The 20208-nt window shown below is 74.0% G+C and carries 19 protein-coding genes; 2 read left to right on the top strand and 17 right to left on the bottom strand.

What is annotated here, in order from left to right:
* Positions 1 to 18: 18 nt before the first annotated feature.
* The 16 genes from ACZ4SV_RS22700 to hrcA all read right to left on the bottom strand — a co-directional run bounded on the left by ACZ4SV_RS22700 (position 19) and on the right by hrcA (position 17105).
* The gene (locus ACZ4SV_RS22700; protein WP_468006157.1) at positions 19 to 378 is read right to left on the bottom strand and encodes an MmcQ/YjbR family DNA-binding protein; all 360 of its coding nucleotides are present in this window, start codon (positions 376 to 378) and stop codon (positions 19 to 21) included.
* On the bottom strand, positions 375 to 1676 hold the full coding sequence (locus ACZ4SV_RS22705; RefSeq protein ID WP_365877286.1) for a hemolysin family protein: 1302 nt from the start codon (positions 1674 to 1676) through the stop codon (positions 375 to 377). The genes ACZ4SV_RS22700 and ACZ4SV_RS22705 overlap by 4 nt, the downstream gene beginning before the upstream one ends.
* Positions 1677 to 1685: 9 nt before the next feature.
* Positions 1686 to 2183, bottom strand: a complete 498-nt coding sequence (ybeY, locus tag ACZ4SV_RS22710; RefSeq protein WP_468006158.1) for an rRNA maturation RNase YbeY — start codon at positions 2181 to 2183, stop codon at positions 1686 to 1688.
* A 12-nt stretch (positions 2184 to 2195) separates the two neighbouring features.
* Complete coding sequence (locus ACZ4SV_RS22715; RefSeq protein WP_365877291.1) at positions 2196 to 3275, bottom strand: PhoH family protein; 1080 nt, start codon at positions 3273 to 3275, stop codon at positions 2196 to 2198.
* A 130-nt stretch (positions 3276 to 3405) separates the two neighbouring features.
* Positions 3406 to 4563: a carbohydrate kinase family protein gene (locus ACZ4SV_RS22720; protein WP_468006159.1), complete on the bottom strand. Its 1158-nt coding sequence runs from the start codon at positions 4561 to 4563 to the stop codon at positions 3406 to 3408.
* A 71-nt stretch (positions 4564 to 4634) separates the two neighbouring features.
* Complete coding sequence (locus ACZ4SV_RS22725; protein ID WP_468006160.1) at positions 4635 to 5924, bottom strand: glucarate dehydratase family protein; 1290 nt, start codon at positions 5922 to 5924, stop codon at positions 4635 to 4637.
* Positions 5921 to 6817, bottom strand: a complete 897-nt coding sequence (locus ACZ4SV_RS22730) for a 5-dehydro-4-deoxyglucarate dehydratase (RefSeq protein ID WP_468006161.1) — start codon at positions 6815 to 6817, stop codon at positions 5921 to 5923. Before ACZ4SV_RS22730 ends, ACZ4SV_RS22725 begins: the two co-directional genes overlap by 4 nt.
* A gap of 172 nt (positions 6818 to 6989) precedes the next feature.
* A complete protein-coding gene (locus ACZ4SV_RS22735; protein ID WP_468006162.1) occupies positions 6990 to 7994 on the bottom strand; it encodes an adenosine deaminase in 1005 nt (334 codons plus the stop codon).
* Between the two features lie 20 nt (positions 7995 to 8014).
* Positions 8015 to 8920, bottom strand: coding sequence for a ribonuclease Z (locus tag ACZ4SV_RS22740; protein ID WP_468006163.1), 906 nt, complete (start codon positions 8918 to 8920; stop codon positions 8015 to 8017).
* A gap of 6 nt (positions 8921 to 8926) precedes the next feature.
* Complete coding sequence (locus tag ACZ4SV_RS22745) at positions 8927 to 9280, bottom strand: histidine triad nucleotide-binding protein (RefSeq protein WP_365877301.1); 354 nt, start codon at positions 9278 to 9280, stop codon at positions 8927 to 8929.
* Positions 9281 to 9353: 73 nt separating this feature from the next.
* The gene (locus ACZ4SV_RS22750) at positions 9354 to 12584 is read right to left on the bottom strand and encodes a S41 family peptidase (protein WP_468006164.1); all 3231 of its coding nucleotides are present in this window, start codon (positions 12582 to 12584) and stop codon (positions 9354 to 9356) included.
* A 56-nt stretch (positions 12585 to 12640) separates the two neighbouring features.
* A complete protein-coding gene (locus ACZ4SV_RS22755; protein ID WP_468006165.1) occupies positions 12641 to 13033 on the bottom strand; it encodes a VOC family protein in 393 nt (130 codons plus the stop codon).
* Between the two features lie 17 nt (positions 13034 to 13050).
* Positions 13051 to 13791, bottom strand: a complete 741-nt coding sequence (locus ACZ4SV_RS22760; RefSeq protein WP_468006166.1) for a 16S rRNA (uracil(1498)-N(3))-methyltransferase — start codon at positions 13789 to 13791, stop codon at positions 13051 to 13053.
* A complete protein-coding gene (locus ACZ4SV_RS22765) occupies positions 13788 to 14876 on the bottom strand; it encodes a nitronate monooxygenase (RefSeq protein WP_468006167.1) in 1089 nt (362 codons plus the stop codon). Before ACZ4SV_RS22765 ends, ACZ4SV_RS22760 begins: the two co-directional genes overlap by 4 nt.
* A gap of 75 nt (positions 14877 to 14951) precedes the next feature.
* Entirely contained in the window at positions 14952 to 16088 is a 1137-nt protein-coding gene (gene dnaJ, locus ACZ4SV_RS22770) for a molecular chaperone DnaJ (protein WP_365875165.1), read from the bottom strand.
* Positions 16089 to 17105 carry a heat-inducible transcriptional repressor HrcA gene (gene hrcA, locus ACZ4SV_RS22775; RefSeq protein ID WP_365875163.1) on the bottom strand — a complete coding sequence of 339 codons (1017 nt, stop codon included), beginning with the start codon at positions 17103 to 17105 and terminating at the stop codon, positions 16089 to 16091.
* 160 nt (positions 17106 to 17265) lie between these two features.
* Between hrcA and ACZ4SV_RS22780 the strand changes: the two genes are divergently transcribed.
* Both ACZ4SV_RS22780 and ACZ4SV_RS22785 read left to right on the top strand, forming a co-directional pair.
* A complete protein-coding gene (locus tag ACZ4SV_RS22780) occupies positions 17266 to 17988 on the top strand; it encodes an MBL fold metallo-hydrolase (protein ID WP_468006168.1) in 723 nt (240 codons plus the stop codon).
* Between the two features lie 34 nt (positions 17989 to 18022).
* Positions 18023 to 18889, top strand: a complete 867-nt coding sequence (locus tag ACZ4SV_RS22785) for a DUF3097 domain-containing protein (RefSeq protein ID WP_468006169.1) — start codon at positions 18023 to 18025, stop codon at positions 18887 to 18889.
* Between the two features lie 63 nt (positions 18890 to 18952).
* Here the strand turns inward: ACZ4SV_RS22785 and hemW are convergent, their stop codons facing one another.
* Positions 18953 to 20185, bottom strand: coding sequence for a radical SAM family heme chaperone HemW (gene hemW, locus ACZ4SV_RS22790; RefSeq protein ID WP_468006170.1), 1233 nt, complete (start codon positions 20183 to 20185; stop codon positions 18953 to 18955).
* Positions 20186 to 20208 lie beyond the last annotated feature (23 nt).

Genomic DNA, 20208 nt, shown 5'->3' on the forward strand with positions numbered 1-20208 from the left:
CGCCGCCGCGGGACGCCGTCAGGGCCGGTCGAGCCGGAGCCGCTCGGCCCGCGGCAGACCGGCGACGACCAGGTCGTAGGAGTCCTCGATCAGCTCGCGCAGCAGCCGGTCCGGCAGCTCTCCGCCGGCCGTCACGGTGTTCCAGTGGCGCTTGTTCATGTGCCAGCCGGGGACGATCAGCCCGGGGTGCCCGGCGCGCAGCCGGACCGCGTCCTCCGGGTCGCACTTGAGGTTGACGGTCAGGGGCCGCGCGCCCAGGTTCGTCAGCGCGAACATCTTGCCCAGCACCTTGAAGACCGAGGTCTCGGGGTTGAACGGGAAATCCTCCACCGCCGCGTTGCACGACAGGCAGAAGGCGCGCAGCTCCTCGGGCGTCACCCGGGTCCCTCCTCTTCGGCGGCGGAGCCGGGGACCGGCTCCACCAGGACCGTGACGATCTTGTTGCGGCGGCCGGCCGCGGCCTCCGCCGTCAGCCGCAGGACGCGCCCGTCGGGCAGGTCCACCTCGGCGCGGGCACCGGCGATGGGCACCCGGCCGAGCGCCTTGGCGAGCAGTCCGCCGACGGTCTCCACGTCCTCGTCGTCGTACTCCTCCAGCCCGTACAGCTCGCCGAGGTCGGTGATGTCCAGCCGGGCGGTGACCCGGAACCGGTCCTCGCCCAGCTCCTCCACCGGCGGCAGCTCCCGGTCGTACTCGTCGGTGATCTCGCCGACGATCTCCTCCAGGATGTCCTCGATGGTGACGATGCCGGCGGTGCCGCCGTACTCGTCGATGACGACGGCGACGTGGTTGCGTTCCTTCTGCATCTCGCGCAGCAGGTCGCCGGCGTTCTTGGTGTCGGGCACGAACACGGCCGGGCGCATCACCGTGGACACCAGGTCGCCCTCGGCCTCCCGGCTGATGTGCGTCCTGCGGACCAGGTCCTTCAGGTAGACGATCCCGACGATGTCGTCCTCGCTCTCGCCGGTGACCGGTATGCGCGAGAAACCCGACCGCAGGGCCAGGGTGAGCGCCTGCCGGATGGTCTTGAAGCGCTCGATGGTGACCAGGTCGGTGCGCGGCACCATCACCTCGCGCACCAGGGTGTCGCCCAGTTCGAACACCGAGTGCACCATGCGGCGCTCGTCGTCCTCGATCAGCGATTCCTTCTCGGCGAGGTCGACCAGCGCGCGCAGCTCCGCCTCGGAGGCGAAGGGGCCGCGCCGGAAGCCCTTGCCGGGGGTGAGCGCGTTGCCGATGAGGATCAGCAGGGAGGGCACGGGCCCCATGATCCGGGCCAGCGGCAGCAGTACGTACGCCGCCGCGGTGGCCGTGTTGAGCGGGTGCTGGCGGCCGATGGTGCGCGGGGAGACGCCGACGGCGACATACGACACGAGCACCATCACGCCGATGGCGACCAGCAGGGCCTGCCAGGTGGCGGCGAACTCCCGCAGGCAGGCGTAGGTCACCAGGGCGGCGGCGGCCATCTCGCAGGCCACGCGGACCAGCAGGGCCATGTTCAGGTAGCGGGTGGGGTCGGCGGCGATCTGGGCCAGCTTGGCGCTGCCCCGCCGGCCGGCCTTCACGGCCTCCTCGGCGCGGAAGCTGGAGACACGGGCGAGGCCCGCCTCCGCGCAGGCGGCGAGCCAGGCCACGACGACCAGCGCGATCGCGCCGACCACGAGCTGAGCGGACATCCGGGCCGCTTACGAGACGGTCGGCGCCGGGGACGGGCCGGTCAGGCCGCGCTCGGCCCGCCAGCCGTCCACGATGGCGGCCTGGAGCCCGAACATCTCCGCCTTCTCGTCGGGCTCCTCGTGGTCGTACCCCAGCAGGTGCAGCACGCCGTGGACGGTGAGGAGCTGGAGCTCCTCGTCCATGGAGTGCCCGGTGGGCGCCTCGGCGCCCTGCCGGGCGGCGACCTCCGGGCACAGCACGATGTCGCCGAGCAGCCCCTGCGGCGGCTCGTCGTCGTCCTTGGACGGCGGCCGCAGCTCGTCCATCGGGAACGACATGACATCCGTGGGGCCCGGCAGGTCCATCCACTGGATGTGCAGCTCTTCCATGGCGTCGGCGTCCACGACGATCACCGACAGTTCGGAGAGCGGGTGGATGCGCATCCGCGTGAGCGCGTAGCGGGCGATGTCCCAGATCGCCTGCTCGTCCACCGCGGTGCCGGACTCGTTGTTGACGTCGATCGACATGGTCGTGCTGGTCTACTTCCCCTTGGTGCCCTTGGCTCCGGTCCTGCCACGGCCGTCCTTGTGGGCGCCGTTCTCCGTGCCGTGGTCGCTGTCGTACTTCTCGTACGCGTCGACGATACGGCCCACCAGCTTGTGCCGTACGACATCGTGGGACGTCAGGCGGGAGAAGTGGACGTCCTCGACGCCTTCGAGGATGTCCTGGACCTGCCGGAGGCCGGACTTCTGGCCGTTGGGCAGGTCGACCTGGGTGACGTCACCCGTGATCACGATCTTCGACTCGAAGCCGAGGCGGGTGAGGAACATCTTCATCTGCTCGGGGCTCGTGTTCTGGGCCTCGTCCAGGATGATGAAGGCGTCGTTCAGGGTGCGGCCGCGCATGTAGGCGAGCGGCGCGACCTCGATCGTCCCGGCGGCCATCAGCCGCGGGATGGAGTCCGGGTCGAGCATGTCGTGCAGCGCGTCGTACAGCGGGCGCAGATACGGGTCGATCTTCTCGTAGAGCGTGCCGGGCAGGAAGCCGAGCCGCTCGCCCGCCTCCACCGCCGGCCGGGTCAGGATGATCCGGTTGACCTGCTTGGACTGCAGGGCCTGGACGGCCTTGGCCATGGCCAGGTAGGTCTTGCCGGTGCCGGCGGGACCGATGCCGAAGACGATCGTGTGCTGGTCGATCGCGTCGACGTACCGCTTCTGGTTGAGGGTCTTGGGGCGGATCGTGCGGCCCCGCGAGGACAGGATGTTCTGCGTGAGCACCTGCGCCGGGGTCTCGGCGCCGTCGCTCGTCCCGTTCTCGCTCGCCTTGAGCATGGCGATCGAGCGTTCCACTGCGTCCTCCGTCATCGGCTGCCCGGTGCGGAGCACCAGCATCATCTCGTCGAACACGCGCGCGATCAGGGCGACGTCGACCGGGTCGCCCACCGCGCTGATCTCATTGCCCCGGACGTGGATGTCGGCCGCCGGGAAGGCCCTCTCGATCACGCGCAGGAGGGAGTCGCCGGAACCCAGCACGGTCACCATGGGGTGCTGGGCGGGGACGGTGAACTGCGCTTTCGCCTGCTCCTGGGCGGGCGTGCGAGCTGTGGGTGTCTGTGTCATGGGCCGGCGCTGAAGGCCTGCGCTTCCTCCTCGTCACGGCCGCGTAGCTGAGGGCGGCCTCGCACTGTCCAGAGTACGACGGGGCGACGACAAGCCAGTAGGACTTTTCCCCCGTCCGCCCCGCCCATGCTCAGCCGGTCCGCCGGAACCCGAGGGTCGGCACCGCCCGGCGCAGCGGCCAGGGCCGGTCCAGCTCCCTCGGGACGAGCCGGTCCAGGAACGCGTAGCGGCGCAGCGCCATCGGGTCCTGGCCGGGCAGGGACTGCACCTTGCGCCACCACGCCCCGATCTCCGACCAGCCCGGCGCGGACAGCGAGCCGCCGAACTCCTGCACCGACAGCGCGGCCGTGAGCCCGGCGAAGGCCAGCCGGTCGGCCAGCGGCCAGCCCGCCAGGGAGCCGGTCACGAACCCGGCGACGAACACGTCCCCGGCCCCGGTCGGGTCCAGCGCCTCCACGGCGATCGCGGGGACCTCGGCGGCCTCGCCGGTGCGCCGGTCCACGGCGTAGGCGCCCTCGTCCCCGAGGGTCACCACGGCCACCGGGACGTACGCGGTCAGGGCATGCGCGGCGGCCCGCGGGCAGTCGGTGCCGGTGTACCGTTTCGCCTCCTCGGCGTTGGGCAGGAACGCCTCGCAGTACTCCAGGTCGGGCAGCGCGGACAGGTCCCAGGCGCCCGTCTCGTCCCAGCCGACGTCGGCGAAGATCCGGGTGCCCGCGCGGGCGGCCTCGGCGATCCAGGGCGCGCCGCGGCCCGGGGTGAGCGAGGCGACGGCGGCCCGGGCGCGGGGCGGCCGGGCGGGGGCTCCGCCCTGGCCGAAAACGGCGTCCGGCGGCGGCTCGTGGCCGTGCGAGACCATGGTCCGCTCGCCCTCGTAGGCCATGGAGACGGTCACCGGGGAGTGCCAGCCGGGCACGGTCCGGGAGGCCGACAGGTCGATGCCCTCGCCCTGTGCCAGGGCGTCCCAGCAGTACTCGCCGTAGTGGTCGTCGCCGAACGCGGCGGCCAGCGCGGTGCGCAGGCCGAGCCGGGCCAGGGCGGCGGCCATGTTGGCGACGCCGCCCGGGCTGGAGCCCATGCCCCGGGCCCAGGACTCGGTGCCGCGCACGGGCGCCGAGGCCAGGCCGGTGAAGATGATGTCGAGGAAGACCGTCCCGGTGAGGTACACGTCCCAGGGCGGGTCGCCCGGGGCGCGCAGCGCGGCGAGCGGGTCGACCTGGACCTGGCTGCGCGCTGCCTGTGTGAGGTGTTCCGGTTCCTCTCCGGTGAGGGTGTGCGACGGCGTCACGGTGCGCTCCCTGGCGTGGTGCGGTTCCGGCCAGTGTGCACCAGGCCGCGCGCCGGCCGCCGTCACCCCGGTCACCAGCGGGGCATCGCCGGGGTCCGCCAGGAGGGGTCGGCGAGGCGCATCGCCGCCGCGTCGTCGCGGTCGCGCAGCGAGCCGTCGTCCTCGGCCCACCGCCGGTGCAGCCGGGCCAGTTCGTCCCGGTCCGGTTCGACGCCGAGGCCGGGCGCGTCGGACACCGCGATCCGGCCGTCCGTGAAGACGAGCCGCTCGGTGAGGACGTCCTCGGACTGCCAGGGGTAGTGGGAGTCGCAGGCGTGGGTCAGGCCGGGGACGGTGGCCGCCACCTGGGTCATCGCGGCGAGGCTGATGCCGAGGTGGGTGTTGGAGTGCATGGACACCCCGACCCCGAAGGCGGCGCAGATCTCGGCGAGGTAGCGGGTGTTGCGCAGCCCGCCCCAGTAGTGGTGGTCGGAGAGGACCACCTGGACGGCGTTCTTGGTGAACGCCTCCTTGATCTCGCCGAAGGTGGTCACGCACATGTTGGTGGCGAGCGGGAGGCCGGCGCCGGCGGCCACCTCGGCCATGGCGGGCGTGCCCAGCGTCGGGTCCTCCAGGTACTCCAGCACGTCCCCGAGTTCCTCCGCGACCTTCAGCGAGGTCTGCACCGACCAGGCGCCGTTGGGGTCCAGCCGCAGCGGGTGCCCGGGGAAGGCGTCGGCGAGGGCGCGGACGGCGGCGATCTCCTCGCCGGGCGGGAAGACCCCGCCCTTGAGCTTGAAGGACGTGAACCCGTGCCGCTCGCGGAGCCGGCGGGCCTGCGCCACCACGCCGGCCGGGTCGAGCGCGGCGCCCCACTCGTCCGGCTCGGCCGGGGCGCCCGCCGGGTGCCCGTCCCACTTGTAGAAGAGGTAGGCGCTGTACTCGACGGCGTCGCGCACCTTGCCGCCGAGCAGCGCGTGCACGGGCAGCCCGAGCGCCTTGCCCTGGGCGTCCAGGCAGGCCACCTCGAAGGCGGACAGCACGGACAGCCGGAGCTTGTCGGCGCTCAGCACGCCGCGCAGTCCGCCGGCGTCGGCCGCGCCCTCCAGCCGGGAGGCGTCCACGGCCAGGTCGATCCCGAAGAGTCCGTTCAGGTCCATGACCGAGCGTCCGGTGAGCCGTTCGGCCAGCGGCCGGGCCAGCTCCAGGTACTTGGTGTCGCCGTAGGTCTCGCCGAGCCCGGTGATCCCGTCGGCGGTGACGATCTCCACGATCAGCCGCGGGGTGTAGGGCTGGTGCACGCCCTGGGTGTTGAGCAGCGGCGGGTCGGCGACCAGGATCGGCGTCAGCCGCACCTCGGCGATGGTCAGGTCACGGGTCACAGGGAGGCTCCTACGAGGTCGAGTCCGGTGCCGAGGAGGGCCTTGAGGCCGGCGAGGTCGGCGGGCGAGGGGTCGGCGAGCGGGGCGCGCACCGGCCCGACCGGCTGGCCGCGCAGCCGGGCCGCCGCCTTCACCAGGGACACGGCGTAGCCGGGCGCGCGGTCGCGCAGTTCCACGAACGGGACGTAGAAGGCGCGCAGCAGCCGGTCGACGGTGGCGTGGTCCGCCGCGCGCAGCGCGGTGAAGAAGGCGCCGGCGATCTCCGGCGCGAAGGCGTGCACGGCGGAGGAGTAGGCGGGCACGCCGACGGCGGCGTAGGCGCGGGCCTGGATCTCGGCGGTGGCGGCGCCGTTGAAGAAGAGGAAGCCGTCGGGGGCGGCCAGGGTGAGGCGCTGGAGCCGGTCCAGGTCGCTGTGGCCGTCCTTGAGGCCGATGACGTTCGGGACGCGGGCGATGCGCCGCAGCGCCTCGGTGCCGTAGGCGGTCTGGCCGCGCTGGTAGGCGATGAGCGGCAGCCGGGTGCGGGCGGCGAGCCGCTCCAGGTGGGCGGCGAGGCCGTCCTGCGGCGCCTCGGTCAGATAGTGCGGCAGGACCAGCAGGGCGTCGGCGCCGGCCTCCTCGGCGATCCGCGCGAACCGGGCGGCCTGCGCCCAGCCGTATCCGGTGCCGGCCACCACCGGCACCCGGCCGGCCGCCTCCTCGACGGCGAGGGTGACGACCGTCCGGTACTCGTCCTCGTCCAGCGAGAAGAACTCGCCGGTGCCGCAGGCCGGGAAGAGGGCGCCGGGGCCGGCGGCGAGCCGGCCGGCGACATGCGCCCGGCAGCCGTCGGGGTCGAGGGTGCCGTCGTCGTGGAAGGCGGTGAGCGGGAAGGACAGCACGCCGTGTGCCATCCCCTCCGCGAGCCGCCGCGCCACGTCCTGCGGAGCCGGACCGCCACCCACCCTGACCATCTCCCCTTATGAATTGCGTCCACATATGAGAACGCTGCTGAGAAGGTCGTACCCGATCCCGCGCCACGGCCAAACCTGCCGTGGCCGGGATCACACTCCTCGGTCCGCCGGCTTACGCCACGGCGTCCCCGAACTCGTACGCCTCGACCTCGGCGAGGTAACGCGCCCGGCGCTCCTCGTCGTCCTCCAGGAAGGCGGCGAGGAAGGAGTTGCGGGCCAGCTCGCGCAGACGGTCCGGGGACAGTCCGAGAGCCTGGTGCACGGCCGCGAAGTTGTCGCCCGCGTACCCGCCGAAGTAGGCCGGGTCGTCGGAGTTGACCGTGCACAGCAGGCCCGCGTCGAGCATCGCGGGAAGAGGGTGGGCGGCGAGGGTGTCGACGGCGCGCAGCCGGACGTTGGACAGCGGGCACAGGGTCAGCGCGATCCGCTCCCGGACCAGCCGTTCGACCAGTGCCGGGTCCTCCATGCAGCGCAGACCGTGGTCGACGCGCTCCACGCCGAGCACGTCCAGCGCCTCGGTGATGTACTCCGGCGGCCCCTCCTCGCCGGCGTGCGCGACCCGGCGCAGGCCCAGCGCGGCGGCGGCCGCGTACACCTCGCGGAACTTCACCGGCGGGTGCCCGACCTCGGCGGAGTCCAGGCCGACCCCGGTGATCCGGTCCAGGTACGGCCGCGCCGCCTCCAGCGTGGCCAGGGCCGACTCCGCGGACTCGTCCCGCAGGAAGCACAGGATCAGCCTGGTGGAGACGCCGTGGCGGGCCTCGCTGTCGCCGAGCGCCCGCCACAGCCCGTCCACGACGGTGCCCATGGACACGCCCCGGGCCAGATGGGCCTGCGGGTCGAAGAAGATCTCCGCGTGCCGCACGCCCTGCGCGGCGGCCCGGGCGAGGTAGGCGTCCGCCAGGTCGGCGAAGTCCCGCTCGGTGCGCAGGACGGCCATCAGTTCGTAGTACAGGTCCAGGAAGGACTGGAGATCCTCGAACCGGTACGCCTCGCGGAGGGCTTCGGTGTCCGCGTACGGCAGGCGCACGCCATTGCGGGCGGCCAGCTCGAACGCCAGCTCCGGTTCCAGGGTGCCTTCGATATGGAGGTGCAGTTCTGCTTTGGGGAGGGGCATCAAAGTATCGTACGGGCGTTTTACCGTCGTTTCGGAACCGGTACCCGCAGCAGGTCGTAGGCCACGGTCAGCTCGCCGGTGTAGCCCGCCGCCCGCGCCTGCCGCTCGAACGCGCCGGGGTCGGTGTAGCGCTGGCTGAAGTGGGTGAGGACGAGGTGCCGTACGCCGGCGTCCCGGGCCACGGCGGCGGCCTGTCCGGCCGTCAGGTGTCCGTGCTCGACGGCCAGGTCCACGTCCTCGTCGAGGAACGTGGACTCGATGACGAGCAGGTCGCAGCCCTCCGCCAGCGCGTACACGCCGTCGCAGAGCCGGGTGTCCATGACGAACGCGAACCGCTGCCCGCGCCGCACCTCGCTGACGTCGTCCAGCGTCACGTCCCCGAGCCGGCCCTCGCGCTGGAGGCGGCCCACGTCCGGGCCCCGCAGTCCGTGCGCGGCGAGCCGGTCGGGCAGCATGCGGCGGCCGTCGGGCTCGACGAGGCGGTAGCCGTAGGAGTCGACGGGGTGCGAGAGCTCGCGGGCCTCCAGCGTGTACGACCCGGTCGCCGCGAGGGTGCCGGCGGCGGCGACCGGTGCCTCGGTGACACCGACCGTCTCCCGGTAGGCGGTCGCGTAGCGCAGCCGGTCGAAGAAGCGCTGCCCGGAGCCCGGATAGTGCGCGGTGACCTCGTGCGGCACCCGGTCCAGGTTGATCCGCTGGATGACGCCCGCGAGACCCAGGCAGTGGTCGCCGTGGAAGTGGGTGACGCAGATCCGGTTCAGGTCGTGCGCCGCGACCCCGGCGCGCAGCATCTGCCGCTGCGTGCCCTCGCCGGGGTCGAACAGGATGCCCTCGCCGTCCCACCGGAGCAGATAGCCGTTGTGGTTGCGGTGCCGGGTCGGGACCTGGCTGGCGGTGCCGAGGACCACCAGTTCACGGACGGACACGCCGGATCACCCGGGCGGCCACTGGAGGCCGCGGCCGCCGAGGACATGGGCGTGGGCGTGCCAGACGGTCTGGCCGGCGTCGGCGCCCGTGTTGAAGACGAGGCGGTAGCTGTCCAGCCCCTCCGCCTCCGCCACGGCCCTGGTCTCGGCGAGGACGTCGGCCGCCGCCTGCGGCGCGCCGGCGGCGAGGGCCGCGGCGTTCTCGTAGTGCGCCTTCGGGATCACCAGCACATGGGTCGGGGCCTGCGGGTTTATGTCCCGGAAGGCTACGGTCGTGTCGGTCTCGCGGACGATCGTCGCCGGGATCTCACCCGCGACGATCTTGCAGAACAGGCAGTCGTCCTGCGGTTCGCCGGCCATGCGTGTGCCTCCTGTGATCCATTTCCGTGGGCATCGTAGTCGTTCGGGCGCGCAGCGGCAGGGGTGCGCCCCCTCAGCCCGGCAGTCCCGGCAGTCCCGGCGGGGTGCGCGCGGGACGCTGCGCCAGCGCCTCCAGCGCGAGCCCGACCGCCGCGTCGAGCTGGGTGTCGCGGCCCGCCGCCCAGTCCTGCGGGCGCTGGACGACCTCCACGTCGGGGTCCACCCCGTGGTTCTCCATGTCCCAGCCGACGCCCTCCAGCCACATCGCGTACTTCGGCTGGGTGAGCAGGGTGCCGTCGACGAGGTGGTAGCGGCTGTCCATGCCGATGACCCCGCCCCAGGTGCGGGTGCCGACGACCGGGCCGATGCCGAGGGTCTTGATCGCCGCGTTGACGATGTCGCCGTCCGAACCGGAGAACTCGTTGGCCACCGCGACCACCGGGCCGCGGGGCGCGTCGAGCGGGTAGCTGGTGGGGCGCATGCCGCGCGGCAGGTCCCAGCCGATGATCCGGCGGGCCAGCTTCTCGACCACGAGCTGGGAGGTGTGGCCGCCGCGGTTCTCCCGGACGTCGACCACCAGGCCCTCCCGGGCCACCTCCACCCGCAGGTCGCGGTGGATCTGGGCCCAGCCGGGCGCCTGCATGTCGGGGATGTGCAGATAGCCGAGGCGGCCGTCGGAGGCCGCGTGGACGTGGGCGCGGCGGTCCGCGACCCAGGCGTGGTAGCGCAGCGGCTCCTCGTCGGCGACGGGCACGACGACGGTGTGCCGGGGCTCGCCGCCGCCGGCCGGGGAGACGGTCAGCTCCACCGGGCGGCCGGCCGTGCCGATGAGCAGCGGGGCGGGGCCCGTCACCGGGTCCACCGGGTGGCCGGCGACCGCGATCACGGCGTCGCCGGGCCGGATCGCGACACCGGGCGCGGTGAGCGGGGAGCGGGCGTCCGGGTCGGAGGTCTCCGCCGGCAGGATCCGGTCGATGCGCCAGCTGCCGTCCGGGTGCCGGGACAGGTCGGCGCCGAGCAGGCCCTGCCGGGCGCGGCCGGTGCCGCCGGGCGGGATGACGTAGGCGTGCGAGGTGCCGAGTTCGCCGTGCACCTCCCAGAGCAGGTCGACCAGGTCGCTGTGGGTGGCGAGGCGGCCGAGCAGCGGGCGGTAGCGGTCGAGGACGCCGGTCCAGTCGACGCCGCCGAGGTCGGGGCGCCAGAAGTGGTCGCGCATGAGCCGGCCGGTCTCGTCGTACATCTGCCGCCACTCGGCGGCCGGGTCGACGGTCTGCCGGACCCGGCCGAGGTCGACGGTGACGTGGGTGTCGTCGTCCTCGGAGCCGGCGCGGCGGTCGCCGGGCACGACCCGCAGCCGGCCGTCGGTCCACAGCAGGACGCGTTTGCCGTCGCCGCTGACCTCGAAGTGGTCGGCGTCGGAGGCGAGGTGCTCCAGGCGGCGCTGGGCGAGGTCGTAGCGCTCCAGCTCGGTGTGCGGGCCGGGGTCCTCGGGGTGGGCGCGGGCGGCGCCGAGGACGCCCCGCACCGGATGGCGCAGCCACAGGACGCCGTCCTTGGCGGCGCGCAGGCCGGAGTAGCGGCCGGCCTCCACCGGGAACGGCACGATCCGGTCGGCGAGCCCGTCGAGGTCGACGCGGGTGGCGGGGGTGCCCTCGCTGTCGGGCGTCTCGTCCTTGTCGGGGGTCTCGAAGGGACGGCCGTGGCGCTGCGGGCCGAACGGCGAGGGCGTGGTGGCGGCCAGCGTGATCAGGTGCGGGCGGGCGCCGACCACGAAGGCGAGGTCGAAGACGTGCTCGTCGTAGACCGGGTCGAAGGCGCGGTGGGAGAGGAACGCGAGGTGCTTGCCGTCGAGGGTGAAGGCGGGCGCGTAGTCCTGGAAGCGCAGCGGGGTCGCCTCGGTCACCGACAGGTCGGTGGTGTGGGCGATGCGTAGCTGGGAGAGCGGGCGCGGGCCGGGGTGGGACCAGGCCAGCCAGGCGGAGTCGGGCGAGAAGGCCAGGCCGGAGACCTCGCCGTCGTCACCGCGGTCGACCTCGTGGACCTCGCCGGTCTCCCGCTCGACGAGCAGCAGCCGGCCGTCGTGCGCGGCGACCGCGGCCCGGCTGCCGTCGGGGGCCATGGCCAGCTCCAGGACCCGGCCGAGCTGTCCGGCGGCGAGCCGGCGCGGCGGGGAGCCGGGCACGGTGCCGGTCGCGGGCGCGAACTCCAGCGCGTCCTCGCCCTCGGCGTCCGTCACCCACACCGCCCACTCCTCGCCGTCGACGCGGAAGGCGCGCGGCAGCCGGGCGCGGACACCGGGCACGGCGGCCAGGGCGCGGGCGGGTCCGGAGCGGTGGGTGACCCAGTGCACGCCGCCGCGCACGCAGACGGCGCTGCCGCGCGCGGTGTGGTCGGGGGACGCCTCGCCGAACCAGCGGGAGGCGTTGACCGGGTACGGCCGCAGGTCGACGCGGGGCCCGCCGAGCCGTACGTCCAGCCGGCGCGGCTCGGCGCCCTCCAGGTCGTCCAGCAGCCAGAGTTCGCCGGCCGAGCTGTAGACGACCCGGGTGCCGTCACCGGCCGCGTGCCGGGCGTAGAAACCCCCGAGTGGGGTGTGGCGGCGCAGGTCGGAGCCGTCGGCGAGGGACGAGTACAGCGCGCCGGTGCCCTCGTGGTCGGAGAGGAACGCGATGCGGTCACCCGCCCAGAGCGGGCACTCGATGTTCCCGTCGAGGTCCTCGTGCAGCCGGACGAACTCCCCGGCGCCCGCCTCGTCCCCGGGACCGCGGTCGATCCACAGCTTGCCCGCGGTGCCGCCGCGGTAGCGCTTCCAGTAGGCGGCCTCGCGGCCCATCGGCGCGGACAGCAGCACGGTGGCCGGGCCGGAGGCCACCGCGCCGACCGGGCCGTAGGGCAGGGTCTCGGCCGGGCCGCCGTCGAGCGGGACGGCGTGCGCCCAGGTGTGCCGGAAGCTGGGCCGGCCGTGCGCGCCGAGCGCGAGCACCCGTCCGTCCGGGGTCCAGCCCCGCACCTCGGTCCGGCCGTTGCCCCAGTACGTCAGCCGCCGGGCGGGTCCGCCGTCGACCGGGGCGACGTGCACCTCGGGGGCGCCGTCGCGGGTGGAGGTCCAGGCGAGGTGCCGTCCGTCCGGCGATATGCGGGGCCAGCTCACCGGCATGTTGTCGGCGCTGACCCGCCAGGCGCGGCCGCCGGCCAGCGGCGCGAGCCACACGTCGTCCTCGGCGGCGAAGGCCACCAACTCGCCGTGCAGGTGCGGAAATCGGAGGTAGCCGGGACTGGTTCCCGTCGGAGCGCCCTGAGTCACCCCGTCACTGTACGCAGCGCCGGGCGCGCCCCGCGCCCGGTTTCCGGTCACCCGGGTCAGCCGCGCAGCAGCAGCCACTCCTGGAGTTCGACGAGGTTGCCCTCCGGGTCCTTGAGGTGGGCCACGCGCATCCGGTCGGTCAGGGGCGCCGGGCCGCGCAGCAGGGCCGCGCCCCGGGCGGTGATCCGCGCGCAGGAGGCGTCGAGGTCGTCGACGCGCAGGACCACCAGGGACCGGTGGCCGGTGACGGTGTCGCCCAGTTCTGCGAGGACCCCGGCCATCATCGCGCGGTCCTGGAGCGCGATCCCGGCGGAGCCGGCGTGCGGGCTGAACTTCTCGTAGGGGCCCTCGACGGCGCCGGACTGCGGCTTCAGGCCGAGGACGTCGGCGTAGAAGCGGTAGCAGGCGGTGAAGTCGGTGACGAGGAGCCGGACCTGGGCGAGTTCCACGGTGCCTCCGGGGCGGGTCAGGACCAGCGGCCGGTGCGGCCCAGCAGCAGGGCCGCGGCGGCGGTGCCGGCGGTGGAGGTGCGCAGGACGGTCGGTCCGAGCACATACGGCCGGGCGCCGGCCTCCGCGAAGAGCGCCAGCTCGTCCGGCGAGACCCCGCCCTCGGGCCCGACGACCAGCACGATCTCGCCCCGGACGGGCAGTTCGGCGGTGGCCAGCGGGGTGTCGCCGCTCTCGTGGAGCACGGCAGCGAAGTCCGCGCCGGCCAGCAGCGCGCCGACCTGCTTCGTGGTCGCCGCGTCCGCCACCTCGGGGAAGCGGACCCGGCGGGACTGCTTGCCGGCCTCGCGGGCGGTGGCCCGCCACTTGGCGAGGGCCTTCAGCCCGCGCTCGCCCCGCCACTGGGTGACGCAGCGGGACGCCTGCCAGGGCACGATGGCGTCGACGCCGACCTCGGTCATGGTCTCGACGGCGAGTTCGCCCCGGTCGCCCTTGGGCAGGGCCTGGACGACGGTGATGCGCGGGCTGGCCGGTTCCTCCTCGCGGACGGTCTCCAGCCCGGTGACGACCAGGCGGTCCTTGCCCTCGGCGGCCTGGACGGCGCCCTCGGCCCAGCGGCCGCGTCCGTCGGTGAGGATCACCGGCTCGCCGGGCCGCAGCCGTTTCACGGACACGGCGTGCCGTCCCTCGGGCCCGTCGAGCACGAACTCGGGCCCGGTCGGGTCGAGTCGGTCGACGACGAAGACGGGGGCGGTCATCGCGGGTCACCTCCGGGCCGCGGCAGGTCCGTCAAGGCCGTGCCGGCCTCGGCGAGTTCGGCCGCCAGCACCTCCACCAGCCGTCCGGCCGGCAGTTCGCGGGCCATCCGGTGGCCCTGGCCCGCCCACAGCGCCATGCCCTGCGCGTCCCCGGCCTTGGCGGCGGCCTTGCGCAGCGGCGAGGTGAGGTGGTGGACCTCCGGGTAGGCGGCCGGGGCGTAGGGGCCGTGCTCGCGCAGGAAGCGGTTGACCAGCCCGCGGGCCGGGCGGCCGGTGAAGGCGCGGGTCAGCTCGGTGCGGACGAACAGCGGGTTGGTCAGGGCCTGTTTGTGCGGGTCGGAGGCGCCGGACTCGGGGGTGGCGAGGAAGGCGGTGCCGAGCTGGGCCGCGCTCGCGCCCGCCGCGAGGACGGCGGCGATCTGGCCGCCGCGCATGATGCCGCCGGCAGCGACGACCGGGATGCTCACGGCCTCCCGGACCTGGGCGACCAGCGACAGCAGGCCGATGCCGGTGCCGTCGTTCTCCGGGACGTCCCGGTGGGTGCCCTGGTGGCCGCCGGCCTCCACGCCCTGCGCGATGACCGCGTCCGCCCCGGCCCGCTCCACCGCGCGGGCCTCCTCCGCGGTGGTGGCGGTGACCAGGGTGAGGGTGCCGGCCCGGCGCAGCCGGTCCAGGACCTCCCGGGCGGGCACGCCGAAGTGGAAGGAGACCACGGGCACCGGGTTGTCCAGCAGGACGGCCAGCTTGGCGTCGTAGCCGTCGTCCCGGCCGCCGTCCGGGTCGCCCAGCTCGGTGTCGTACCAGGCGGCCTCGCCGGCGAGCTGCTGGGAGTAGACCTCGACGGCCCCGGACTCGGCGAGTTCCGGCTGCGGCATGAAGACGTTGACGCCGAAGGGCCGGCCGGTCAGCCCGCGCAGCTGCTTGATCTCCTGGTACATCCCGTCGGCGGTCTTGTACCCGGCGGCGAGGAAGCCGAGGCCCCCGGCCTCGGAGACAGCGGCGGCGAGCCGCGGGACGGAGACACCGCCCGCCATGGGGGCCTGCACGATCGGGAGGGGGAACAGATCGGTCAGCGCGGAGGACATGACCGCATGGTGTCACGTCCGTCGAACAAGTCCGAATCGGGGCGGCCCCCGGCCGGCGCCGGGGGCCGCCGCGTCTCAGCGTCCGTTGAACGCGTCCTTCAGCCGGGAGAACAGGCCCTGCTGACCGGGCTGGAACTGGCCCAAGGGCCGCTCCTCGCCGCGCAGCTTGGACAGCTCCCGCAGCAGGCGCTCCTGCTCCGGGTCCAGCTTGGTCGGCGTCTGCACCTCGACGTGCACGATCAGGTCGCCCCGGCCGCCGCCGCGCAGGTGCGTGACCCCGCGGTCGTGCAGCGGGATCGACTGGCCGGACTGGGTGCCGGGCCGGATGTCGACCTCCTCCATGCCGTCCAGGGTCTCCAGCGGGACCTTGGTGCCGAGCGCCGCGGCCGTCATCGGGATGGTGACCGTGCAGTGCAGGTCGTCGCCGCGCCGCTGGAAGGTGGAGTGCGGCAGCTCGTGGATCTCGACGTACAGGTCACCGGCCGGGCCGCCGCCGGGGCCGACCTCGCCCTCGCCGGCGAGCTGGATCCGCGTGCCGTTGTCGACGCCGGCCGGGATCTTCACGGTCAGCGTGCGGCGGGAGCGGACCCGGCCGTCGCCGGCGCACTCCGGGCACGGGGTCGGCACGACCGTGCCGAAGCCCTGGCACTGCGGGCACGGCCGGGAGGTCATGACCTGGCCCAGGAAGGACCGGGTGACCTGGGAGACCTCGCCCCGGCCGCGGCACATGTCACACGTCTGCGCGGACGTGCCCGGGGCCGCGCCCTCGCCGTTGCAGGTGTTGCAGACGACGGCGGTGTCGACCTGGATGTCCTTGGTCGTCCCGAAGGCCGCCTCGTCCAGCTCGACCTCGATCCGGATCATCGCGTCCTGGCCGCGCCGGGTGCGCGAGCGCGGCCCGCGCTGCGACGCCGTGCCGAAGAACGCGTCCATGATGTCGGAGAAGTTGCCGAAGCCGCCGGCCCCGAAGCCGCCCGCGCCGGCGCCGCCGGACTGCGAGAGCGGGTCGCCGCCGAGGTCGTAGACCTGCTTCTTCTGCGGGTCCGACAGCACCTCGTAAGCGGCGTTGATCTCCTTGAACCGCTCCTGGGTCTTCGGATCGGGGTTGACGTCCGGGTGCAGCTCGCGCGCGAGCCTCCGGAACGCCTTCTTGATCTCATCCTGCGACGCGTCGCGGCGCACGCCGAGAACGGCGTAGTAGTCCGTGGCCACTTACGACTCCGCCAGGATCTGTCCGACGTACCGTGCCACTGCGCGTACCGCTCCCATCGTTCCCGGGTAGTCCATGCGGGTCGGTCCGACCACGCCGAGCTTGGCAACCGCCTCGCCGCCCGAACCGTAGCCGACCGACACGACGGAGGTGGAGTTGAGTCCCTCGTGGGCGTTCTCGTGGCCGATGCGCACGGTCACGCCCGGGTCCTTGGCCTCGCCGAGCAGCTTGAGGAGCACGACCTGCTCCTCCAGCGCCTCCAGCACCGGCCGGATCGTGAGGGGGAAATCGTGCCCGAAGCGGGTCAGGTTGGCGGTGCCGCCGATCATGAGCCGCTCCTCGTTCTCCTCGACCAGTGTCTCCAGCAGAGTGGAGAGCACCGTGGAGACCGTACCGCGGTCCTCCGGATCGAAGGCCTCCGGCAGGTCCTCGACCAGCTTGGGCACATCGGCGAACCGGCGGCCCGCGACCCTGCTGTTCAGCCGCGCCCGCAGATCCGCCAGCGAACCCTCGCCGAACGGCGCCGGGCAGTCGACCATACGCTGCTCGACCCGGCCGGTGTCCGTGATCAGCACGAGCATCACCCGGGCGGGAGCCAGCGAGAGCAGCTCCACGTGCCGGACCGTGGACCGGGTCAGCGAGGGGTACTGCACGACGGCGACCTGCCGGGTGAGCTGCGCGAGCAGCCGCACCGTCCGGGCCACGACGTCGTCGAGGTCGACGGCGCCCTCCAGGAAGTTCTGGATCGCCCGCCGCTCGGGCGCGGTCATCGGCTTGACGCCCGCCAGCTTGTCCACGAACAGCCGGTAGCCCTTGTCGGTGGGGATGCGCCCCGCGCTGGTGTGCGGCTGCGCGATGTACCCCTCGTCCTCCAGGGCCGCCATGTCGTTGCGGACGGTGGCCGGGGAGACGCCGAGGTTGTGCCGCTCGGTGAGCGCCTTGGAACCGACCGGCTCCTCGGTGCCCACGTAGTCCTGGACGATGGCGCGCAGCACCTGAAGCCTGCGTTCACTCAGCATGCGCGCACCTCCAGCACGTCGTCCCCTCGTCCGTTCGGGTCGTCCGCCTGGCACTCCTCCCACGCGAGTGCCAGCATTCCCCGGCCCAGTGTACGGCTGTCGGGTACACACTGGGCAAGGTCGGGCCGCCGTACCGGTTCCTACCGCTAGCGTCGCCGGTATGACCGTGACTTGGGAAGAGCTGGGCTGGGAACGGCTGGCCCCCGGGGTGGGCCGGTGCAGGCTCCCCGGGTGGGACTGCACGGCGGGGCTGGTCCTGGGCGCGGGGACGGCGCTGCTCGTGGACGCGGGTTCCAGCCTCGCGGAGGGGGCCCGGCTGCGCGCGCGGGCCGAGGAACTGGCGGGCGGCCGTGTGACCCATCTCGCGTTCACCCATCCCCACTTCGACCACGTCTTCGGCGCCGCCGCGTTCGCCGGGGCGCAGGTGTACGGCGCGGTGGGCCTGGACGCCGTGTTCGCCCACGAGCGCGCGGGGCTGCACCTGGACGCGGTGCGCAACGGCCTGCCGGTGGCGGACGCGGACGAGGCGGTGGACGCGCTGGTGCCGCCCGGCCACCTGGTCTCCGGGGAGTGGACCCTCGACCTCGGCGACGGCCGCCAGGCGCTGCTGGCCAACGTGGGCCCGGGGCACACGGCGCACGACCTCGTGGTGCTGGTGCCGGGCGATCCGGAGGTGGTGTTCTGCGGCGACCTGGTGGAGGAGTCCGGCGTGCCGCAGGCCGGTCCCGACGCGGTCCCGGCGCGCTGGCCGGCCGCCCTGGACCGGCTGGTGGCGCTGGGCGGCGAGGACGCGCTGTACGTGCCCGGTCACGGAGCGGTGGTGGACGCGGCGTTCGTGCGGCGCCAGCGCGAGGAGCTGGCGGCGCGTTTCGGCGTGTCGTGAGAACGGGTCCGCCGCTTCTCCTATCGTCGGGCGAATGCGCCCACCCGTCTCCCGCCGCCGCCCCGCCGACGAAGGTCCCCGGGGCCCGCGCCCCCGCGTGTACTCCGCCGACCTGACCCCGCCGTGGAAGAAGCCCGCACCGGTGCCGGAGGTGCCGGCCGAGGCGGGGCTGGTGGTGGAGGAGGCCGGCACCGGGTTCTGCGGGGCGGTGATCGGCTGCGAGGCGGGCGCGGTGACCCTGGAGGACCGCTTCGGCAAGCACCGGGTGTTCCCGCTCGCGCCGGGCGGCTTCCTGCTGGAGGGCAGGACGGTGACGCTGGTCCGGCCGGCCCCGGGCGCGGCGCGGCCGGCCCGTACGGCCTCCGGTTCGGTCGCCGTCCCGCAGGCCCGCGCGCGCGTGGCCCGCGCCGGGCGGATCTACGTGGAGGGCCGGCACGACGCCGAGCTGGTCGAGAAGGTGTGGGGCGACGACCTGCGCGTGGAGGGCGTGGTCGTGGAGTATCTGGAGGGCGTGGACGACCTGCCGGCGATCGTGGAGTCCTTCGCCCCGGGTCCCGGCGCCCGGCTGGGCGTCCTCGTGGACCACCTGGTGCCGGGCACCAAGGAGTGGCGGATCGCCGAGTCGGTGACCAGCGCCCACGCGCTGGTCGTCGGGCACCCGTACATCGACGTCTGGCAGGCGGTGAAACCGGCCTCGCTGGGCATCCCGGCCTGGCCGGCGGTGCCGAAGGGGCAGGACTGGAAGACCGGGGTGTGCCGGGCGCTGGGCTGGCCGGCGGAGAACACCGGCGCGGTGTGGCAGGCGATCCTGAAGCGGGTGACCTCCTACAAGGACCTGGAGCCGGAGCTGCTGGGCCGGGTGGAGGAGCTGATCGACTTCGTCACGGGCGGCGGGGCCTGACGTCCGGACGGGTGCCGGACCGGCGGGGTCCGGCACCCGTCCGGGGTTCACCCGCCGGGGTGATCAGTCCACCAGGTCCCGCACCACCGCGTCCGCCAGCAGCCGGCCGCGCAGCGTGAGGACGGCCCGTCCCTCGTCGTACGGGCCCCGCTGGAGCAGTCCGTCGGCCAGCGCGCGCCGGGACGCCGCGAGGCCGTCCTCCCGCAGCAGGGACAGCGGGACGCCCTCGCGCAGCCGCAGCTCCAGCAGGACGCGTTCCACCCGCCGGTCCTCCTCGGACAGCAGTTCCCGGCCGGCGCCCGGGGAGCGGCCGGCGGCGAGGGCCGCCGCGTACGCCCCCGGGTGCTTGACGTTCCACCAGCGCACACCGCCCAGGTGCGAGTGCGCCCCGGGACCCGCGCCCCACCAGTCGGCGCCCCGCCAGTACAGCTCGTTGTGCAGGCAGCGGCCCGCCTCGGAGGTGGCCCAGTTCGAGACCTCGTACCACGCGAAGCCCGCCCGGGACAGCGTCTCCTCGGCGATCAGGTAGCGGTCGGCGTGCGCGTCATCGTCGGTCATCGGGATCTCGCCCCGGCGGATGCGACGGGCGAGCCCGGTGCCCTCCTCCACGATGAGCGCGTAGGCGCTGACGTGGTCGGGGCCGGCGCCGATCGCCGCGTCCAGGGAGGCCCGCCAGTCGTCGTCGCTCTCCCCCGGTGTGCCGTAGATCAGGTCCAGGTTGACGTGGTCGAAGCCGGCCGCGCGCGCCTCCGCCACGCACGCCTCGGGCCGGCCGGGCGTGTGCGTGCGGTCCAGGACGTCCAGGACGTGCCGCTTGGCGCTCTGCATGCCGAAGGAGATCCGGTTGAAGCCGCCCTCCCGCAGCGTGGCGAGGTACGCGGGGTCCACCGACTCCGGGTTCGCCTCGGTGGTGATCTCCGCGTCCGGGGCGAGCCCGAACTCCTCGCGGACCACGTCCAGCATCCGTACGAGGTCACCGGCGGCCAGCAGCGTGGGCGTGCCGCCGCCGACGAAGACCGTGCGGACCGGGCGCGGGTCGTCGCCCAGCACCTTCCGCGCCAGCCGCACCTCGTCGGCGAGGGTGTCCGCGTAGTTGTCCCGGGAGGCGAGCACCCCGCCCGTGCCGCGCAGCTCGGTGGCGGTGTAGGTGTTGAAGTCGCAGTAGCCGCAGCGGGTCGCGCAGTACGGCACGTGCAGGTAGAAGCCGAGCGGGCGGGCGGCGGCCCCGGCGAGCGCGTACGCGGGCAGCGCGCCGTCGGCGGGGACGGGCTCGCCGTCGGGGAGTGCGGAAGGCATGCCCTCCATTGTCCAGCACCGCG

This window comes from Streptomyces sp. NPDC027672 (assembly GCF_055566335.1).